This is a genomic window from Streptomyces sp. R33 (assembly GCF_041200175.1).
Classification (GTDB): Bacteria; Actinomycetota; Actinomycetes; order Streptomycetales; family Streptomycetaceae; genus Streptomyces; species Streptomyces katrae_B.
This window is the reverse complement of the sequence record NZ_CP165727.1, coordinates 4975960-4995552: the sequence shown is the minus strand read 5'-3', so window position 1 is coordinate 4995552 and position 19593 is coordinate 4975960. Positions and strand designations below refer to the sequence as shown.

20 protein-coding genes are annotated in these 19593 nt (G+C 72.3%); 5 read left to right on the top strand and 15 right to left on the bottom strand.

The window, feature by feature from the left end; genetic code table 11:
- Nucleotides 1-28: 28 nt before the first annotated feature.
- From AB5J51_RS22960 to AB5J51_RS22950, 3 genes are all read right to left on the bottom strand, one after another.
- Nucleotides 29-232, bottom strand: a complete 204-nt coding sequence (locus tag AB5J51_RS22960; RefSeq protein ID WP_053786469.1) for an EF-hand domain-containing protein — start codon at nt 230-232, stop codon at nt 29-31.
- 175 nt (nt 233-407) lie between these two features.
- Complete coding sequence (locus AB5J51_RS22955; RefSeq protein ID WP_136225648.1) at nt 408-824, bottom strand: Zn-ribbon domain-containing OB-fold protein; 417 nt, start codon at nt 822-824, stop codon at nt 408-410.
- The gene (locus tag AB5J51_RS22950) at nt 821-1273 is read right to left on the bottom strand and encodes a DoxX family membrane protein (protein ID WP_369778527.1); all 453 of its coding nucleotides are present in this window, start codon (nt 1271-1273) and stop codon (nt 821-823) included. The genes AB5J51_RS22955 and AB5J51_RS22950 overlap by 4 nt, the downstream gene beginning before the upstream one ends.
- 169 nt (nt 1274-1442) lie before the next feature.
- Between AB5J51_RS22950 and AB5J51_RS22945 the strand changes: the two genes are divergently transcribed.
- The 3 genes from AB5J51_RS22945 to AB5J51_RS22935 all read left to right on the top strand — a co-directional run bounded on the left by AB5J51_RS22945 (nt 1443) and on the right by AB5J51_RS22935 (nt 6103).
- Nucleotides 1443-2681: a flavin-containing monooxygenase gene (locus AB5J51_RS22945; protein WP_369778526.1), complete on the top strand. Its 1239-nt coding sequence runs from the start codon at nt 1443-1445 to the stop codon at nt 2679-2681.
- Between the two features lie 278 nt (nt 2682-2959).
- The gene (locus tag AB5J51_RS22940; protein ID WP_133897709.1) at nt 2960-5194 is read left to right on the top strand and encodes an acetate--CoA ligase family protein; all 2235 of its coding nucleotides are present in this window, start codon (nt 2960-2962) and stop codon (nt 5192-5194) included.
- Nucleotides 5195-5299: 105 nt separating this feature from the next.
- Nucleotides 5300-6103: an enoyl-CoA hydratase/isomerase family protein gene (locus tag AB5J51_RS22935; RefSeq protein ID WP_053786474.1), complete on the top strand. Its 804-nt coding sequence runs from the start codon at nt 5300-5302 to the stop codon at nt 6101-6103.
- A 15-nt stretch (nt 6104-6118) separates the two neighbouring features.
- Here the strand turns inward: AB5J51_RS22935 and AB5J51_RS22930 are convergent, their stop codons facing one another.
- A complete protein-coding gene (locus AB5J51_RS22930) occupies nt 6119-6910 on the bottom strand; it encodes a VOC family protein (RefSeq protein ID WP_053786475.1) in 792 nt (263 codons plus the stop codon).
- A gap of 133 nt (nt 6911-7043) precedes the next feature.
- Complete coding sequence (locus AB5J51_RS22925; RefSeq protein ID WP_369778525.1) at nt 7044-7976, bottom strand: hypothetical protein; 933 nt, start codon at nt 7974-7976, stop codon at nt 7044-7046.
- A 139-nt stretch (nt 7977-8115) separates the two neighbouring features.
- Between AB5J51_RS22925 and AB5J51_RS22920 the strand changes: the two genes are divergently transcribed.
- Nucleotides 8116-8742 carry a flavin reductase family protein gene (locus AB5J51_RS22920; protein WP_053786477.1) on the top strand — a complete coding sequence of 209 codons (627 nt, stop codon included), beginning with the start codon at nt 8116-8118 and terminating at the stop codon, nt 8740-8742.
- A 65-nt stretch (nt 8743-8807) separates the two neighbouring features.
- Here AB5J51_RS22920 and AB5J51_RS22915 read toward each other — a convergent pair whose 3' ends face one another.
- From AB5J51_RS22915 to AB5J51_RS22895, 5 genes are all read right to left on the bottom strand, one after another.
- The gene (locus AB5J51_RS22915) at nt 8808-9479 is read right to left on the bottom strand and encodes a hypothetical protein (protein WP_369778524.1); all 672 of its coding nucleotides are present in this window, start codon (nt 9477-9479) and stop codon (nt 8808-8810) included.
- Entirely contained in the window at nt 9476-9889 is a 414-nt protein-coding gene (locus AB5J51_RS22910; RefSeq protein ID WP_136227442.1) for a hypothetical protein, read from the bottom strand. Before AB5J51_RS22910 ends, AB5J51_RS22915 begins: the two co-directional genes overlap by 4 nt.
- Nucleotides 9890-9990: 101 nt before the next feature.
- Nucleotides 9991-11058: a Zn-dependent alcohol dehydrogenase gene (locus tag AB5J51_RS22905; protein WP_133897704.1), complete on the bottom strand. Its 1068-nt coding sequence runs from the start codon at nt 11056-11058 to the stop codon at nt 9991-9993.
- Complete coding sequence (locus AB5J51_RS22900; RefSeq protein ID WP_053786481.1) at nt 11055-12248, bottom strand: acyl-CoA dehydrogenase family protein; 1194 nt, start codon at nt 12246-12248, stop codon at nt 11055-11057. Before AB5J51_RS22900 ends, AB5J51_RS22905 begins: the two co-directional genes overlap by 4 nt.
- A gap of 15 nt (nt 12249-12263) precedes the next feature.
- Nucleotides 12264-13184 (bottom strand): SDR family oxidoreductase, encoded by a 921-nt coding sequence (locus AB5J51_RS22895; RefSeq protein ID WP_136227445.1) that lies wholly within the window; start codon nt 13182-13184, stop codon nt 12264-12266.
- Between the two features lie 117 nt (nt 13185-13301).
- Here AB5J51_RS22895 and AB5J51_RS22890 point away from each other — a divergent pair, with 117 nt between their 5' ends.
- Complete coding sequence (locus AB5J51_RS22890; RefSeq protein WP_136227446.1) at nt 13302-14228, top strand: cyclase family protein; 927 nt, start codon at nt 13302-13304, stop codon at nt 14226-14228.
- Between the two features lie 91 nt (nt 14229-14319).
- On the opposite strand, the gene AB5J51_RS22885 is transcribed toward AB5J51_RS22890, so the two are convergent.
- From AB5J51_RS22885 to AB5J51_RS22865, 5 genes are all read right to left on the bottom strand, one after another.
- On the bottom strand, nt 14320-14904 hold the full coding sequence (locus AB5J51_RS22885) for a hypothetical protein (RefSeq protein WP_159047173.1): 585 nt from the start codon (nt 14902-14904) through the stop codon (nt 14320-14322).
- A gap of 568 nt (nt 14905-15472) precedes the next feature.
- A complete protein-coding gene (locus AB5J51_RS22880; protein ID WP_133897699.1) occupies nt 15473-15943 on the bottom strand; it encodes an ATP-binding protein in 471 nt (156 codons plus the stop codon).
- A 333-nt stretch (nt 15944-16276) separates the two neighbouring features.
- Nucleotides 16277-17176, bottom strand: coding sequence for an acyl-CoA dehydrogenase family protein (locus tag AB5J51_RS22875; protein WP_369778523.1), 900 nt, complete (start codon nt 17174-17176; stop codon nt 16277-16279).
- 5 nt (nt 17177-17181) lie between these two features.
- Nucleotides 17182-18345 carry an acyl-CoA dehydrogenase gene (locus AB5J51_RS22870; RefSeq protein ID WP_053786487.1) on the bottom strand — a complete coding sequence of 388 codons (1164 nt, stop codon included), beginning with the start codon at nt 18343-18345 and terminating at the stop codon, nt 17182-17184.
- Entirely contained in the window at nt 18345-19532 is a 1188-nt protein-coding gene (locus AB5J51_RS22865; RefSeq protein WP_369778522.1) for an amidohydrolase family protein, read from the bottom strand. The genes AB5J51_RS22870 and AB5J51_RS22865 overlap by 1 nt, the downstream gene beginning before the upstream one ends.
- Nucleotides 19533-19593: the final 61 nt, after the last annotated feature.

The window sequence follows — 19593 nt, the reverse complement described above, 5'->3', positions numbered from 1 at the left end:
CAGGGGGGCTGTCTTCCCTCGCGGCGGCCTACTTCATCATGTCCTGGAACTCGTTGAAGTCGATGATGCGGTCACGGTTCTTGTCCGACTCCATGGCCGCGGTCACCTTCTCCCTGAGGTGTCCGTGGTGGCCTTCGCGCTTGAAGTGGTTCGCCAGTTCGACGATGTTGATCTGCCCGTCGCCATCCGTGTCGATCTGCTCGAACAGGCTCATGGCTTCGCCCTCGGTCATGACTTCCTCCCGAATTCACAGGACCGTGTAGGTTTTCATGGCCCACTACACACAGTGGTGGGCCGCTACACACAGTGGCAGATCCGCTGTGCGATACCCGCACCCGCACCCGGCGGCCATACGGGTGTGTCGCCAGACCCCGCGCCCGGTCATCCGGAAGGTGTCCTACGGTCCGTCAGGAGCCCCCGGGGCGGAACACCGCCACGTGGACACCCTCCGCCGCCTCGCGGAACGTCACCTGGAGCGGCATCCCGATGCGCAGCTCCCCCGGGGCGCAGTCCACCACCTCGGTCATCATCCGCGGGCCCTCGGCCAGGTCGACCACGGCCGCCGTGTACGGGACGCGCGTGCCGAACGGCGGGAGGTCGTTCCGGTGGATCACCGACCAGGTGTAGAGGGTGGCGCGGCCGCTCGCCGGCTCCCAGGCCACCCGGTCCTCGCCGGCCCAGCAGAAGGGGCAGAACTCCCGCGGGTAGTGGTGGGCCCGCCCGCAGTCCGCGCAGCGGCGCAGCAGGAGCCGGCCCTCGGCGGCCGCATCCCAGTAGGGGCGGGTGAAGTCGTCGGCCTCGGGGAGGTCGTAGCGGGTGCTCACAGGAAGAGTCCCGTCGCCGCGTCCAGGGACCACGTCTGCCAGGCCATCGCGAAGAGCGCGACGAGCGTGATGAGGGCCATCATCGCGTTCTGGCCCTGCTCGGCCCAGTCGTGGATCATCAGGACGAGGTAGAGCAGGTTCAGGAGCAGGCCGCCGACCAGGGCGATCGGGGTCAGGAAGCCGAGGACCAGGCCCAGGCCGAGGGCGAGTTCGGCGTAGACGACGATGTACGCCATCAGTCGCGGGCGGGGCTGGACGACCTTCTCGAAGCCGCCCTTCACGAACGGCCAGCGGTGCTTGCCGGCGACGTCGGCGGCCCAGGCGATGCCGGTGCCGCGTTCGAACCAGCCCTTCTTGTCCTTGTGCCGCCAGCTCTCCAGCCACCACAGGCCGAGGCCTATCCGGAGCACGGCGAGCCATTCGGCCCCACTGAGCCAGACGGTCTGCATCGGGCCCTCCTCCCTTGCCACCCTGATCTGACGGTACGTCAGTTCAGCGGATCGGCAGCGATCCCGCAAGGGTCCCGCCCGGGCCCGGAAGCCGTCCGTGATCGATCCGCAATCGATTCCCTCCCTGTCCGCGACCCATCAACGCTGTGTGTCGATACGCTCACTCCTCATGCCCGGAGTCCCCACACCCCCCGACTTGACCACCCAGCCCCGCCCGGTGTACGTGATCGGCGCCGGCCCCGGAGGCCTCGCCGCGGCCGCCGCGCTGCGCGCCCGAGGGGTCCGCGCGGTGGTCGTCGAGAAGTCCGACGAGGTCGCCGCCTCCTGGCGGAAGCACTACGACCGCCTCCACCTGCACACCACCCGGCGGCTCTCCGCCCTCCCCGGGCTGGCCATGCCGCGCCGGTTCGGCCGGTGGGTCTCGCGCGACGACGTGGTGCGGTACCTCGAGAAGTACGCCGAGTTCCACGAGCTGGAGCTCGTCACCGGCGTCGAGGTGATCCGGATCGACCCCGCCCCCGGCGGGGACGGCTGGCTCCTGCACGCCACCGGCGGGCGGGTGCTCGACGCCCGGGCCGTCGTCGTCGCCACCGGGTTCAACCACACGCCCGCACTGCCCGACTGGCCGGGCCGCGACGCGTACGCCGGGCAGCTGCTGCATGCCGCCGAGTACCGCAACGCCATGCCGTACGAGGGCCGGGACGTGCTCGTCGTCGGCACCGGCAACACCGGCGCCGAGATAGCCGTCGACCTGGCCGAGGGCGGGGCCGCGCGGGTGCGGCTCGCCGTGCGCACCGCCCCGCACATCGTGCGCCGCTCCACCGCGGGCTGGCCCGCGCAGCGCACCGGGATCCTGGTGCGGCGGCTGCCCGTACGGCTCGTGGACCGGCTCGGCGCGCTCGTCGCCAAGGCGTCCGTCCCCGACCTGGCGGCGTACGGACTCCCCCGCCCCGGCAACGGCCTGTACAGCCGGGTCAAGGAGGGCGCGATCCCGGTCCAGGACGTCGGCCTGATCGATGCCGTGCGCACGGGCCGGGTCGAACCGGTCGCCGCCGTCGCCTCGTTCGAGGGCGCCGAGGTGGTGCTCGCGGACGGATCGCGGATCAGCCCGGACGCGGTGGTCGCGGCCACGGGATACCGGCGCGGCCTGGAGGGCCTGGTCGGACACCTGGACGTACTCGACGGGCGCGGCAGGCCCCGTACGCACGGCACCCGTACGTCCGCACAGGCCCCCGGCCTGTACTTCACCGGCTTCACCAACCCCATCAGCGGGATGTTCCGCGAGATGGCCCTGGACGCCGAGAAGATCGCCAAGGCCCTGTCCCGCCGGCTCGGCCCCGGAACCGGCCTCCCGCCGGCCGAGCCCCTCCCGGACACGGGCCTCCGCCCGGTCGACCCGCTCGCGTAGGCGCCGATCCGGCGGACCGTCGGTCCGCCGGGCCATCGGTCCGCCGGGCCATCGGTCCGCCGGGTCATCGGTCCGCCGGGCCGCCGAAGTCGCCCCTTTCCGGTCTTCCGCAGAACAGGCCGAATCCGGTCCTGGACCCGTCCCGGCGGGATCTGGGACCGTTCCACACATCACCTCCACCAGCTTTCCTACGCAGCACTGTTCCTGACGACACGTCAGTTCAGTAATCTGACTACGCGTCAGTTATTGAGGTTCATCGAGCAGGAGCGGGCGGAACGATGCTTGGATCTACTCACGGCACCCTCACCACCGACTTCCGCGCACGTGTCGAGGCCTGCGGGGAGTCCCCCAGGACGGCCGTCCACTCCACGGCGGCGCCGTCCGCCGCGGACACGGTCGCGGTGGACGTCAGCGGACGGCCCCTGCACGCCGATGCCCCCGACCTGGACCGGTTCTTCCGGCCCGAGTCCGTGGCCGTCATCGGCGCCTCCGACGCCGAGGGCAGACCGAACACCGGCATCACCCGCCAGCTCATCGCCTGGGCGGAGCGCGTCGGCGCCCGGATCCACCCCGTGCACCCCACCCGCCCCACCGTCTTCGGTCTGCCCTGTCACGCCTCCGTGGCCGACCTGCCCGAGCAGGTGGACCTCGCCGTCCTCCTCGTCGGCGATCCCCTGCCGGTGATCGAGGAACTGGCCGAGGCCAAGGTGAAGTTCGCCGTCGCCTTCGCCTCCGGCTTCGCCGAGACCGGTGACGCTGGCGCCGCCGCCCAGGCCCGGCTCGCCGCCGCGGTCCGGCGCTCGGGCCTGCGTCTCCTCGGCCCCAACACCAACCTCAACGCCTTCGAGAAGTTCCGCGACGACCTCGACGGCCCGGCGATCGCGCTGATCACCCAGTCCGGCCACCAGGGCCGGCCCGTCTACACCCTCCAGGAGCTGGGCATCCGGCTCTCCCACTGGGCTCCCACGGGCAACGAGGCCGACCTCGAGACCTCCGACTTCATCTCCTACTTCGCCGAGCAGCCCGAGGTCGGCGCCATCGCCTGCTACGTGGAGGGCCTCAAGGACGGCCGGTCCTTCCTGCTGGCCGCCGACCGGGCCGCCCGCAACGGCGTCCCCGTCGTCGCCGTCAAGGTCGGCCGCACCGAGACCGGCGCCCGGATGGCCGCCTCCCACACCGGGAAGCTGACCGGCGCCGACACCGTCGTGGACGCCGCGATGCGGCAGTTCGGCGTCATCCGCGTCGACGGCCTGGACGAGCTCCAGGACACCGCCGCCCTGCTCGCGAGGGCCCGTAAGCCGCTGGCCGACGGGGTCGTCGTGTACTCCATCTCCGGCGGCACCGGAGCCCACTTCTCCGACCTGGCGACCGAGGCCGGGCTCAGCCTCCCCACCCTCTCCCCGGCCAAGCAGGACGAGCTCCACCAATGGATCCCGGAGTACCTGAACGTCGCCAACCCCGTCGACAACGGCGGCCACCCGGTCGGCGACTGGCGCGGCCGGAAGATCATCGACGCGATCCTCGCCGATCCGGCCGTGGGTGTGCTGATCTGCCCGATCACCGGGCCCTTCCCGCCCATGAGCGACAAGCTCGCGCAGGACCTGGTGGACGCGGCCGAGCAGAGCGACAAGCTGATCTGCGTGATCTGGGGTTCCCCGGTCGGCACCGAGGAGGCCTACCGCACCACCCTGCTCGGCTCCTCCCGCGTGGCCACGTTCCGTACGTTCGGCAACTGCATCACCGCCGTCCGCGCCTACCTCGGCCACCACCGGTTCACGGCCGCCTACCGCTCCCCCTTCGAGGACGCGCCGCGGACTCCGTCCCCCTCGTACCGCAAGGCGCAGGCGCTCATGCGGCCGGGCCAGCAGCTCAGCGAGCACGCGGCGAAGCAGCTGCTGCGGGCCTACGGAATACGGGTGCCCCGCGAGCAGCTCGTGACCAGCGCGGCGGCCGCGGTACGGGCGGCCGGCCTGGTCGGCTACCCGGTGGTGATGAAGGCCTCGGGGCCGCAGCTCGCGCACAAGACGGAGCTGGGCCTGGTGAAGATCGGCCTGACCTCGGCGAGTCAGATCCGCGACGCCTATCGGGAGCTGACGGACATCGCCCGCTACGAGGACGTCCCGCTCGACGGCATCCTGGTCTGCCAGATGGTGGAACGGGGGGTCGAGATGGTCGTCGGCGTCACGCAGGACGACCTGTTCGGCCCGACGGTGACGGTGGGGCTGGGCGGGGTCCTGGTGGAGGTCCTCCACGACGCGGCGGTACGGGTCCCCCCGTTCGGGGAGGACCAGGCGCGGGCGATGCTGACCGAGCTGCGCGGGCATGCGCTGCTGGAGGGCGTGCGGGGAGCGCCGCCGGCGGACGTGGACGCACTGGTGGAGGTCGTCCTCCGCGTCCAGCGGATGGCGCTGGAGCTGGGCGGTGTGCTGTCGGAGCTGGACATCAACCCGCTGATGGTCCTCCCGCGGGGCCAAGGTGCGGTGGCGCTGGACGCCCTGGCCATCTGCCGCTGACGCCACCGGGCCCCGCCGGCGTTCGAGGCGCGGGGGTGCGGGGGCGGCGCCCCCGCACCGGCGCTGCGGCATCAACCACCCACACCCCGAACGGGAGATCGACTCATGACCAGCGCCCCCGCCGACGAAGTCCTCCACCGCATCGAGAGCGGCGTCTCGTGGATCACCCTCAACCGCCCCGAGGCCATGAACGCCGTCACCTGGGACCAACGCGAGCGCGTCATCGCCCTGCTCGCCGAGGCATCCGCCGACCCCGCCCTCCGAGCCGTCGTCCTCACCGCCACCGGCAAGGGCTTCTGTGCGGGCGCCGACCTGCGCGGCGCCCCCGCCGCAGCAGGCGAAAGGGTCGCCGGCGACGTCGCCCGCATGATCCGGCTCGGTGCGCAGCGCCTGATCACCGCCGTGCTCGACTGCGAGAAGCCGGTCCTCGCCGCCGTCAACGGCACGGCCGCCGGCATCGGCGCCCACCTCGCCCTCGCCTGCGACCTCGTCATCGCCGCCGAATCGGCCCGTTTCATCGAGGTGTTCGTCCGCCGCGGCCTGGTTCCCGACGGCGGCGGCGCGTACCTGCTCCCGCGTCTGGTCGGCCCGCAGAAGGCCAAGGAGCTGATGTTCTTCGGCGACGCCGTCCCGGCGGCCGAGGCCGAGCGGCTCGGCCTGGTCAACCGGGTCGTCCCGGCCGAGGAGCTGGAGGCCACCGCCCGCGAGTGGGCGGAGCGCCTCGCGCAGGGCCCGACCCGCGCCCTCGCGCTGACGAAGCAGCTGGTCAATGCCTCCTTGGACGGTGACCGGGCAGCCGCACTGGCCGCCGAGGCCACCGCTCAGGAGATCAACATGACCACCGCCGACGCCAACGAGGGCGTCGCGAGCTTCGTGGAGCGCCGCTCCCCCAAGTACCTCGGGCGGTAGCCGTCGACCGGCAGCTCACATCTGCGGGTTCGGCTTCAGCAGCGCGAACACCGCGCCGTACGGGTCCGCCACCCACGCGATCCGGCCGACATCGGGCACGTCCGCCGCGGGCATGAGCACCGACCCGCCGTTCCCGCTCGCCGCCGAGACGGTGGCGTCGACGTCCGCGACGTTGAAGTACGGCACCCAGCGCGGCTTCTCCACGCCGCCGCCCGCGCCCTCGCCCATCGGCGCGATGCCGCCGAACGAGGTCTGCTGCTGGTCGCCGTCCTTGAGGCTCAGCACGCGGTAGGTCATCCCGGGTGCCTCCATGTCCTGGCTGCGCCAGCCGAAGACCCCGTCGTAGAAGGTGAGGGCCGCGGCGGGGTCGGGTACGTGCAGCTCCGCCCAGATCAGGGTGTTCTCCTCGGAGACCTTCCCCAGCCCGCCGGTCTTCCCGGGCTGCCAGATGGCGAACTCGGCGCCCTGCGGGTCGGTGGCCTGCGCGAGCCAGCCCTCGCCCATGACGTCCATGGGCTCCATCCGGATCTTCCCGCCGCCGGACTGGACGGCCTTGACGGTGGCCTGCACGTCCGGGCTCATGAAGTGCACCATCCAGGCGGACTTCGCCCCGTCCTCGGTGAGCGGCCCGAGCGCGGCGACCGTCTTGCCGTCCACCTGGAAGAACCCGTACCCGCCGGCCTCGGGACCCAGGGCGGTGAAGGACCAGCCGAAGACCGAGCTGTAGAAGGCGGCGGCGCCGTCGGTGTCGGGACTGCCGAGGTCGAGCCAGACGGGCGATCCGATACGGAAGTCGGTGCCGAGCATGGGAGTCCTCCTGAGGGGCGGGTGGATCGGGATCGGGCCGGGGGCCACGATGCCGACCTCCCGCGGGGCTGTCCGCCATACGGGTCCCGGCAGGGCAGTGGATTCACCCGTACGGGCGAGCGTCGGGCCGGCGCTACACGCGGTGCAGGGTGGTCACGTCCGGGCCGCCCGGGCCGTCCGGATCGCGGACCACGTAGAACAGCTCGGGCTGGTCCGCCGTGCCCGCCACCTGCCAGTCGCCGAAGCTGCAGCCCCCGATCGAGAGCGAGACGCGGTCCCGCGGCCCCCGGTGGAAGATGCCGCCGGACTCGTGCTTCGGCTCGAAGTGCCACGTCCCGGTCCCCGAGCACGCCTCCCACAGACCGGAGTTCCTCTTCCCGGGCGGCAGATTACCGACCTCCGCCTCGCCGTTCTCCCGCAGGCTCAGCCGGTACGCACCGCCGCCGCCTACCCATTCCCCGACGTACTGGCTCCGCTCCAGCCGCGGCGGTTCGTACGCGTGGAAGCCGGTCCGCACCTGGAGGAAGCCGCCGAGCGCGGTGACGAGCAGGGCGATCCCGGTGAGGGCGCCTACCCGGGCCAGCATGCCGCCCCACCACAGCCACCGGTGCCGCGCGTACCAGGCCGCCGTCACCGGGAGCACCCCGGCGCCCGCGATCCAGGCCGCCGCCGGGACGAACGGGACGTCCCAGAGGGAGGTGACCCACCAGGCGTGGGCCGCGGTGAGCACGGCGGCCCCGGCCACCGCGCAGAGCGCCCCCCGCGCCGCCTCCCATCGCGGGCCGCCCAGGAGCCGGGCCAGGGCCATCGCCGGGAGGGTGAACAGCAGCCAGTGCAGATATGCGGCCAGGACCACCAGGAGGATCAGCCGGGGAACCGCGGCGGCGAAACCGGCTCCGAAGGTGACGTCGTGGTCGTCGCGCATGCCGGTGGTGGCGATGAAGACCGCTCCCGCGACGACGAGTTGCGCGATGAAGGGCAGTTCCGCCCCGGTCGCGAGGCGCGACCACCTGCCGCGCCGTTCGGCCGGATCCGGCGCCGGCGCGTGCACGTCTGGCATCACCATGGCCCCCACCCCCACAGCAATTGAACACGTTCAATCGATGAGGACGATACACCTTTCCGATTTCCCAGTCACCCGGCCGCACCCCTTCCCATCTGACGGACCGTCAGCTTCAATCGTTGACGTGATGGGACACGCAGGGATGGCGGCCACCGTCGTCCGATACCTCAGGTCAGTCGGCTCCCCCACCTCCGCCCCGTCGGAGCAGGACCCGGATGCCGGCCACATCGATGCGCTGCCGCGCCCCGAGCTGCGGGCCGTCGGCGACGACGAGCGCGCGCCCGTCAGCCCCGCCGAGTTCCGGGCCGTACTGGGGAACTTCGCCAGCGGGGTCACCGTCATCACCGCGCCGCCGGCGGACGGCGAGGACGGGCCGGCCGGTTTCGCCTGCCAGTCCTTCGCGTCGCTGTCCCTGGACCCGCCCCTGGTGACGTTCATGGTGGCCCGTACGTCGACCACCTGGCCGCGGATCGCCCGCGCCGGGGTGTTCTGCGTCAACATCCTGGGCGCCGAGCAGGGCGAGCTGTGCCGGGCCTTCGCCGTCAGCGGCGCCGACAAGTTCGCGGGGATCGCCCACGTGCCCGCCCCCGTGACGGGGTCACCGCAGCTCGAGTCCGTGCCCGCCTGGATCGACTGCCGCATCCACGCCGTCCACACCGGCGGGGACCACCTGATCGTGGTCGGCCGGGTCGAAGCCATGGGCGCCGCCGGCGAGGACGGCCCGCTTCTCTTCCACAAGGGCCGCTTCGGCCGCCTCGCCGCCGAGTAGCTCCGGAGCCCGGGAGCCTCGGAGCCCTGGAGGTCCAGAGCTCAGGGGCTCAGAGGCTCAGGAGCTCAGGGCGAGGAGGGCCCGGCGCCCCACACGACGACGTCACCCTTGAACGCGGAGGTGGCGGTATCGAACGCTCCGACGGTGATCACCGCGACCCTGCCCCCGCTCGACCTCACGCAGTACCGGGCTCCCGTGACGACGGGGAGGTCCCCCGCCCCCTGAGTGTCGATCAGTTCCGCGCAGCGCCGGAGAGTCGGCTCGGCCTCACCCTTCCAGCGGGCGATGCCGGATGCGCCGTAGATCTTGTGCTCCGGCCTGTCACCTGTGTCGTAGTTGACGTAGAAGCTGGCGCCGACGTTGTTCATGAGCACCTTCGGCGCTCCCGCGTCGAGGTCGACGTACGTCAGCCGCACGCCTTCCGACCGGACGGGCTGCGCATCCCGGACGGCCGGGGGCGAGATCTGCGGGGCCGGGGACTGCACGGCACCGGAAGCGGCGGGATCACTCGCGGGCGAGGAGCCGGTGCCCCCGGGATCACCCCCCACGAGCACGGCGACCACCGCCGCCGCGGCCACGGCGACCGCCGTGGCCACAACGGCGGCGACCACCGCCGCACGCGAACGCCGCACGTGAAAGTGCTGCTCGGTGACGTGCTGGTCCCGGCCGGCCTGGAAGACCCTCCCGTGCCCGGAAGCCTGCGCGTCCGTGCGACTGCCGCCGGGCCGGTCGGTCATCGCTCGGTGATGTGCTGGTCCCGCCCCGCCTGGTACACGCGGGCGTTCCCGCTCGCCCGCGCGGTCATGCGTACCTCGCCCACGTCGGCTCCCCGCGCCGCCTGCGACTGCCCGACCTCGTCCAGCAGCGCCCTGAGCGCCCCCGCGATCTCCGGATTCTCGACGAGCAGGCGACGCACGCGCCCCTGCCACTCCGCGCGCAGCTCGGCCTCGGACAACTCGTCGCTTCCGGCCCGGGCGGCGAGCAGATCGTCCCGGCAGGCGTCGAGGTCGGCGCCGACCGCATCCGCCCGCTCGGGATACACCCGCCTCCACACCGTGACGACCCCGTCCCGCAGGCGCGGCCACGCGTCCGTGGCGACCGAACTGATGATGGCCGCGGAAGCCGCTTGCGCCAGCTCGTTCAACATGGCCCCTCCCTCGACATACCCAGATGGTAGGACAACTCGCCCCAGAACGAGGCTTGTTGGCGCCAGGGCGGGGGCCGGGAACCGCGATCAGCGGCCCCGCCTCAGAACGTGAGCACGCCGCGCGCCACCCGCCCGTGCCGGGCATCGTCCACGGCCTTCGCGAAGTCCTCGATCGGGTAGGTCTCCGTGACGAGTTCGTCGAGCAGCAGCCTCCCCTGCCGGTAGAGCTCGGCGTACAGGGCGATGTCCCGCTGCGGGCGGGAGGAGCCGTAGCGGCAGCCCATGACGGTCTTGTCCAGGTACATGGACGAGACCTGGAACGAGGCCTCCTCCTTGTAGCCGGGGACCCCGAGCAGGACCGCCTGTCCGTGCCGGTCCAGCAGGTCGATGGCCTGGCGGATCAGCTTGACGTTGCCCACGCACTCGAAGGCGTGGTCGGCGCCCGTCGGGAGGATCTCGCGGACCGCCGCCGAGGAGTCGGGTACGGCCGAGGCGTCGATGAAGTGCGTGGCCCCGAACTGCCGGGCCACCGCCTCCTTGGCCGGGTTCGCGTCCACCGCCACGATGGTGGTCGCGCCCGCGATCCGGGCGCCCTGCAGCACGTTGAGCCCGATGCCGCCCGTGCCGATGACGACCACCGATTCGCCGTGGTCGACCCGGGCCCGGTTCAGTACGGCCCCCACCCCGGTCAGGACACCGCAGCCGATGAGCGCCGCCGAGGTCAGCGGGATGCCGGCCGGGATCTTCACCGCCTGGACGGCCTTGACGATCGTCCGCTCGGCGAAGGCCGAATTGGAGGCGAACTGGAACAGCGGCTTCCCGCCCCGCGAGAACGGCTGGCCCGGCATCCCGATCGCCTTGCGGCACATCGTCGGCCGTCCCCGGTCGCAGTCCGCGCAGGCCCCGCAGTTCGCCAGGGTCGACAGGGAGACGTGATCGCCCGGCGCCACATGCGTCACTCCGGACCCGACGGCCTCCACCACCCCCGCGCCCTCGTGCCCCAGCACCACCGGCGGCGGGAACGGTATCGTCCCGTCGATCACCGACAGGTCGCTGTGGCACAGCCCGGCCGCTGCGATCGCGACCAGCACCTCCCCCGGTCCCGGGTCGCGGATCTCGAGGTCCTCGACCACCTGGGCCTGCTTGCCGTCGAACACGACGCCTCTCACCTGGGCTCCTTAGGCAGGCCGAGCACACGCTCGGCGATGATGTTCCGCTGGATCTCGTCCGAGCCGCCGTAGATCGTGTCGGCACGGGTGAACAGGAACAGGCGCTGCTCCTCGTCGAGTCCGAGTTCGTACGGGATGCCGGGCGCCCACGCCGCCGGCCCGGCGGAGGCCGCGGCCCCGCGGACCGCCACGGCCAGCTCGCCGAGCCGCCGGTGCCAGCCGCCCCACAGCAGCTTGGCCACGCTCGGTGCGCCCGGATCGTCGGCGGCGCCCAGCGTCCGCAGGGCGTTCCAGCGCATCGTGCGCAGCTCGGCCCACTGCCGTACGAGGCGCTCGCGCAGTACGGGGTCCCCCGTGCCCGCGGCCACGTACGCCCCCAGCACCCGCTCCAGTTCCGCCGCGAACCCGATCTGCTGGACCAGCGTGGAGACCCCGCGTTCCAGGGCGAGCAGGCCCATGGCCACGGTCCAGCCGTTGCCCTCCCCGCCGACGACCTCCGCCGCCACCGCGCCGTCGAAGAACACCTCGTTGAACTCGCTCGTCCCCGACATCTGGCGGATCGGCCGGACGTCGACCCGCCCCGGCTGGTCCATCCGTACGAGCAGGAAGGACAGCCCGTGGTGGCGCCGCGAGCCGGGCTCGGTCCGGGCCAGCACGAAGCACCAGTCGGCGTCCCGGGCCAGGGAGGTCCAGATCTTCTGCCCGGTGACGCGGAACGGGCCGTCGCCCGCGTCCCGTACGGCCGTCGTACGGATCCCCGCGAGGTCCGATCCGGCGCCCGGCTCGCTGTACCCCTGGCACCACAGCTCCTCGCCGCGCGCGATGCCGGGCAGGAAACGGTCCCGCTGCTCGGGGGATCCGTACGCGATCAGGGTCGGCGCGAGGAGGTTCTCCCCGATGTGGCCCACCCGGCCGGGGGCGCGCAGCGCCGCGTACTCCTCGGCCCAGACGACCTGGCCGGTCAGGGAGAGCCGCCGGTTGCCGTATCCCTCGGCGTCCCAGCCCTGGCCGATCCAGCCGCCGCGGCCGAGTTCGCGCTCCCACGCGCGCCGGGCGTCGACCCCCTCGTGCTCGCTGCCGGGCCCGCCGAGGCCGAGGGCGTCCGCGTACGGGCCCACGAGGTGCTCGGTGAGCCAGGCCCGGGCGCGGGCGCGCAGTTCCTCGTCCTCGGCCCCGAAGCTGAAGTCCATGTCGTCGGGGCTCCCCTACGCGTTGGGGCGGTCCTTGGCGGCCGCCGCCTTGGCCATGGCCTCCAGCTGCGCGAGCATCGGCATCGGGTCGGTGCCCACCGTCCCGGGCAGGAAGTCGGCGATCTTCTCCGGTGTCCAGGAGCCCTCGGCGTAGCCGGCGCGCAGCTCGCGCGGCTGCGCCCAGACGGCGATCTTCGGGCCGGCGATCGTGTAGACCTGCCCGGTGATCTTCTCGCCGCCGGTGGCGACGGCCTTGTCGGAGAGCAGGTAGGTGACGAGCGCCGCGACGTCCTCGGGCTCGCCGATCTCCTTGAGCTCCATGGGGACGTTCGCCGACATGCGGGTGCGGGCGACGGGTGCGACGGCGTTGGCGGTGACCCCGTACTTGGCCAGCCCGAGCGCGGCGGAGCGGACGAGGGAGATGATCCCGCCCTTGGCGGCGCTGTAGTTGGCCTGGGCGACGGAGCCCTGGTGGTTGCCGCTGGTGAAGCCGATGAGGGTGCCGGAGCCCTGGCGGCGCATGACGGCGGAGGCGGCGCGGAACACCGTGAAGGTGCCCTTGAGGTGGGTGGCGACGACCGGGTCCCACTCCTCCTCGGACATGTTGAACAGCATCCGCTCGCGCAGGATGCCGGCGACGCACACGACGCCGTCGATCCGGCCGAACCGGGCGAGGGCGGTGTCCACGATGCGCTGGCCGCCCGCCATGGTGGAGATGTCGTCGGCGACGGCGACGGCCTCGCCGCCGGCGGCCTGGATCTCCTTCACCACGCCGTCGGCGATCTCGCTCGTCGGCTCCCCGCCCTCGATGCCGACCCCGTAGTCGTTGACGACGACCTTGGCGCCCTCGGCGGCCGCGGCGAGCGCCACGGCCCGCCCGATGCCCCGGCCCGCGCCGGTGACGGCCACGACCTTGCCTGCCAAGAAGTTCCCCACACCCGACCCCTTCCCGCGTTTTCTGACGGTCCGTTAGATTCTATGGGCAGTCAGACACGAGAACACAAGCCCCAGTTCGTCTCGCATCCGTCCGCCAACAGGGAGCTGATGAGATCCATGGGCATGCCCCCCGAGTTCCACGACATCGCCAAACGCGTCAACAACTGGGGCCGCTGGGGCGCCGGCGACGAGATCGGCACGCTGAACCTGATCACCGACGAGGTCGTGCGGGCGGCCGCGGCCGAGGTCCGCTCGGGCCGCCGGATCCCGCTCGCGCTCCCGCTCAAGGAGGACGGGGTCCAGGCCGGCCTGATCCCCGGCCGGATCAACCCGCTGCACACGATGGTGCAGATCAACCAGGAGCTGTTCGGGCCGGGCACGGTGGCGTGCAGCGACGACGCCGTGACCATGGGGCTCCAGGCGGGCACCCACTGGGACGCGCTCACGCACGTCTCGCACTCCGGGAAGATCTACAACGGGCGCCCGGCCGGGACGGTGACGGCGCACGGGCGGGCCGAGTTCAGCGGCATCGACAAGGCCGGGCACATCGTCTCGCGGGGCGTCCTGCTGGACGTGGCCCGCGCGAAGGGCCTGGACCGGCTGCCCGGGGGCCACGCGGTGACGCCCGAGGACCTGGCGGAGGCGGAGGAGTTCGGCGGGATCACGGTCCGGGCGGGCGACGTCGTCCTGGTCCGCACCGGCCAGATCCAGGTGTACCTGGCGGGCGACAAGCACGGCTACGGTTTCCCGTCGCCGGGCCTGTCCGTCCGCACGCCGGAGTGGTTCCACGCGCGGGACGTGGCGGCCGTCGCCAATGACACCCTGACCTTCGAGATCTTCCCGCCGGAGATCGACAACCTGTGGCTGCCGGTGCACGCGCTGGACCTGGTCGAGATGGGCATGCACCAAGGCCAGAACTGGAACCTCGAAAAGTTGTCCACAGCCTGTGCAGAAGAGAACCGGTACGGCTTCCTGCTCTCGGCCATGCCGGAGCCCTTCGTCGGAGGCGTCGGCACCCCTGTCGCCCCGGTGGCCGTCCTCTGAGTCCTCCGCCCCGGCCTCGCCTCGGGCCTCCGGCGGGTGGACACCGGGGCCCGCACCCACCGACGGGTGCGGGCCCCGGGCGTTTTGTCCGTCAGCGGTAGCGGGCCGCGGCCGAGGCGAAGGCGGGGGCCTCGGCGGGGGTCACCGCTTCGACGGCGACCCAGGAGAGGTCGGCGAACTCGATGTTCATACGGCCCTTCTGGAGCAGGCCCGTCCCGTTCGCGCGGACGACGGTGATCGCCGATCGCGGGACCTCCCAGTACTGCTTCATCTCGGGCGTCGACTGCCACAGCGGCGAGACGTCGGTCAGGGCGAACCAGCGCCGGTCCGTCACCACGAGGACGTCCGTCGCCGCGCCGCGCGCGTTGGCCCGGCTGATCAGGTACCGGCCGGCCGCGCTCTGCCAGCCGCCCTCCATGCCCTTGCCGTCCGCCGGGTCGGGGACCCGGTCGGCCTCGTCCCGGCGCGGGTCGTGCGTGCGGGCCTTGAAGAGCTGCTGGAGGGAGCGCGGGAGCTTCTCCTCGATCCGCCGGCCGAGCGCCGCCGGCTCCGGCGGCGCGAGCAGGTCCTCCGGAGGACTCGGCACACCCGGCCCCGGCTCACAGGCACATACGGCGATCAACTGCTCGTCAGGCTGCAGAAATTCCTCGGCCTGGCGACGCCTGTCCTGGTTCACGCGCTTTGCTCCTACTGCTGAGTAACATCGGTGCGTCCCCAATTGTCCTCGAAGCGGAATGCCTCGTTACCACCGGGTCCGACACCCCCCTGTGGGATGCATCCCGCAGGCCGACGCCGGGGCCGCGTACGGTCGTTGGGGTCGCGGCCACCCGGTCGCGCGGGCTCCACATGGCGGCCCACAGCATCGGCGTGATCGCCATCCAGGCCGGGGGGCCGGCAGCCGGGTCATCGAAACGCAGCCCGCGCAGGCCTGCGAGGCGCTGCAGATCATCGGGGGCACCAGCCGCGAGACCCTCGCGACGGCCCTGCGCCGTACGCTCGTCGCAGCCGGCACCGGATCGCTGCGGCGCGGGGCGATCAAGGCGTACGAGATGGGGCTGGTCACGCCGCCCCGGTGAAGGCGGCGCGGTCCAGCGGGTGGCGGCGCGCGGTCGTGCACGCCCCGAGCGCGGCACGGCAGCCGCCACCCCACGACCCGCACTCGTCAAGGTCTGCCCTTGGCGTCCCCTCGCGACGAATCGCTCAGTACAAGGGTGATCAACAGTTGACGAACCGTCAACACCTCGTTAGAGGTACACGCGCGGTTCCCGCGGCGACCCACATACTCTGTTCGAGCCTTCACCCCGCTCGGGTGCGCGGTCCGCGGGCTTGTCGGCGCGGTCGATCTCGCACCAGATCCGCTTGCCCGCGCCCTCGCGCTGCCAGCCCCAGCGGTCGGCCAGCCCGTCCACCAGCTCCAGCCCGCGCCCGCCCGTGTCGTCCCCGGCGGCCTGCCGCCGGGCCGGGCCGCGGGAGCTGGCGTCAGCGACCTCGACGCGCACCCCCGGCTCCCCGAACAGCATCCGCAGGACGGCCGGACAGCCCGTGTGCACGACGGCGTTGGTGACCAGCTCGGAGATCAGCAGGATCAGCGTCTCGGCGAGCGGTTCGTCGTCTCCTATGCCCGACCCCGCCAGCCGGGACCTCGCCCAGCGGCGGGCCCGGCCGACCTCGGCGGGATCCGGTCCTACCTCCAGCTGAACCTGAAGCACCTGCACCGCTCACACCATCCGAACCGGCGGACACTTCGCCTCGCGACAGGATGGGATCACCGAGTGTGATCCCCTTGCGGAGCAGCATGGTTGACATACAGTCACCACAACAAGCGCTTCGGGCATATTCCAGCGCGAAGGAGTAGGCGTGGTGCATACTGTGCGACGCTCGCGCCGCTCAACCGCTCGCATTCCCGGGAGCGTACCGGAGCAGGTCCCCGACTCCGGGCCGCAATGAGGCGGGCCAAGGACACAAACCGATATCAACTCTCTGTAATCGGACATGCGTCCCGCTCCGTCCCGACCGTGCCCCGTTCCGCCCCGTTCCGTGACAGCGAGCTACCTCGCGGCGGTCAGCAGCTCCGCCGCGAGGGCTTCCTCGGCCTCCCCCGCCGTCCGCCATTGCCGGGCCCGCACCCAGGCGCGCTTGAGGTGCAGATGGACATCGGCCTCCCAGGTGAACCCCATTCCGCCGTGCACCTGCAGGCAGTCCCGGGCATTGCGTACGGCGGCCTCGTCGGCCAGCAGCTTGGCCCCGGCCACCTCCGCCGGGTCCGCGGTCACCGCCGCCGCGTAGAGCGCCGTACGGGCCACCTCGGCCCGCACCAGCATCTGCGCGCACAGGTGCTTGACCGCCTGGAACGCCCCGATCGGCTGCCCGAACTGCTCGCGCTCCTGCGCGTACCGCACCGCCAGCTCCACCGTCCGCAGCGCGCTGCCCGTCTGGAGGGCGGCCGTCAGCAGCGCGCCCTCGTCGCGGTACGCCGCCACCGCGCTGCCCGGCGCCGCCACCCGGTGCAGCGGGGTGAGGGGGTCCGCCGAGCGCACCGGCTCACCCGAAGGGAGCGACGGCACACCGAGCACCGCGTCCGCGTCCGCGAGGTGGGCCACCAGCGGCCCGTCCAGGTCGAGCGCGGTGACCACCGCGGTCCCCTCCGCCGCCCCCGGGACCGTCCCGGCCGCCAGGTGCGTGGCCACCAGCGGCCCCGGCAGCAGCGCCCGCCCGGCCTCCTCGAAGACGAGGACCGCCTCCGGCAGCCCGAGCCCGACCCCGCCGTCCGGCTCCGGGAGCCGCAGCGCGAAGAACCCGGCCCCGCCGAGCTCCCGCCACAGCCCCCGGTCCAGGGCTCCGCCCGAGTCCACCGAGGCCCGCAGCGCCTCGCGCCCGTACCGGCCCGCCAGCAGGTCCCGTACGCCGGCCCGCAGGTCCTGCTGCTCCTCGGTCAAGCGGAAGTCCACGGCCCTCACCGGCCCTTCGGGAGGCCGAGGATCCGCTCGGCGACGATGTTCTGCTGGATCTGCGAGGTGCCCGCCGCGATGGTGTACGAGAGGGACGAGAGCCGGTCGAGCACCCATTCCTCGTCCAGCACGAGGGAGTCCGCGCCGAGCACCTCGGCGGCGGTGTCGTACAGCTCCTGCCGCGCGTGCGAGTAGGCGAGCTTGAAGACGGAGCCGCCGATGCCGGGGACCCCGCCGGTCCTCTCGGACTCGCTGACGTTCCACTGGGTGAGCCGCCACAGGGCGCCGAACTCCCCGTACAGCCGCCCGAGCCGGCGCCGCAGCACCGGATCGTCCCACCGGCCGTTCGCCTTCGCCGTGCGCGCGAGCTCGCCCAGGGTGCGGCGGCAGGCCACGACCTCGCCGACGAAGGCCGTCCCCCGCTCGAAGGAGAGCGTGACCATGGTGACGCGCCAGCCGTCGTTCTCCGCCCCGACCCGGTTCGCGACGGGCACCCGGACCTCGTCGAGGAACATCTCCGCGAACTCCGTGGACCCCGCGAGGGTGCGCAGGGGCCGGACCGTCACCCCGGGGGCGTCCATGGGCATGGCGAGCCAGGAGATCCCGCGGTGTTTCGGGACGGCCTCGCTGATGGGGTCGGTGCGTACGAGCAGTTCGCACCAGTCGGCGACCTCCGCGTGCGAGGTCCAGATCTTCGAGCCGGTGATCACGTAGTCGTCGCCGTCGCGCACGGCGCGCGTGCGCAGCGAGGCCAGGTCGGAGCCCGCGCCGGGCTCGCTGAACCCCTGGCACCACACCTCGTCCCCGCGCAGTACGGGCGGCAGCCAGCGCGCCCGCTGCGCTGCGGTGCCCTCGGCGGCGATGGTCGGGCCGGCGTGCAGGAGGCCGACGAAGTTGGCGCCGACGTACGGGGCGCCGGCGCGCTCGGTCTCCTCCAGGAAGATCAGGTGCTGGGTCGGGGTGGCCCCGCGCCCGCCCGCGTCGACCGGCCAGTGCAGCCCGGCGTACCCGGCGTCGTACAGCCTGCGCTGCCAGCCCGCGTCGTACGCGCGGCGGCCGGGCCAGTCGTCGGGCGACGGTTTCGCGGGCAGCTCGGGCAGCGTTTTGCCGAGCCACACGCGCAGCCGGGCCCGGAAGTCCTGTTCCTCCTCCGTGTACGTCAGATCCATCAGACGAGGTCCAGCCCGAGCATCCGGATGGCGTTGCCGCGCATCAGCTTGTAGACCGTCTCGTCGTCCAGCCCCTTGACGTGGTCGAGGGCGACCTCCTTGGTGTGCGGGAAGGTCGAGTCCACGTGCGGGTAGTCGGTCTCGAAGGTGGCGTTGTCGCGGCCGACGACGTCGAGCGAGGCGATGCCGTGCTTGTCGCGGAAGAAGCAGCAGAACATCTGCCGGTAGTAGTACGTGGACGGCGGCTCGGGGATCAGGTCGCGGACCCCGCCCCAGGCCCGGTGCTCCTGCCACACGTCGTCGGCGCGCTCGAGGGCGTACGGGATCCAGCCCATCTGGCCCTCGCTGTACGCCAGCTTCAGCGTCGGGAACTTCACCAGCACCCCGCTGAACAGGAAGTCCATCATCGAGGCCATGGCGTTGTTGAAGCTGAGCGAGGCCTGGACTGCGGGCGGCGCGTCGGGCGAGGCGGCCGGCATCTGGGAGCTGGACCCGATGTGCATGTTGACGACGGTGCCGGTCTCCTGGCAGACGGCGAAGAAGGGGTCCCAGTAGCCGGAGTGGATGGAGGGGAGCCCGAGGTAGGTGGGAATCTCGGAGAAGGTCACGGCCTTCACTCCGCGGGCCGCGTTGCGCCGGATCTCCGCCACCGCCAGGTCGATGTCCCAGAGCGGGATGATGCACAGCGGGATCAGCCGGCCGCCGCTGTCGCCGCACCACTCCTCGACCATCCAGTCGTTGTAGGCGCGCACGCAGGCGAGGGCGACCTCCTTGTCGTGGGCCTCCGCGAAGGTCTGCCCGCAGAAGCGCGGGAAGGTCGGGAAGCACAGGGACGCCTCGACGTGGTTGAGGTCCATGTCGGCGAGGCGCGCCTTCGGGTCCCAGCACCCCCGCCGCATCTCCTCCCTCGTGATCCCCTCCAGGGTCATGTCGTCGCGGTCGAAGCCGACGGCGGCGATGTTGCGCTTGTACGGGAACTTCAGGTCCTCGTAGATCCACCAGTCGGTCGGCGGGCCGTCGGGGTCCATGGAGATCACGTACTTGCCGCCCGTGTACTCGAGCTCGCCGATGCCCGCGGTGAGCGCCTTGGGCCCGCGGTCGCGGTACTTGGCCGGCAGCCAGACGTCGAAGAGGTGCGCGGGTTCGATGACGTGGTCGTCGACGCTGATGATCCGAGGCAGTTCCATGGTGTCCCCTCGCCGCAAGCCGGATGAGTGCCTGAGTGAATCTGCGGATCCGCGAATCTGA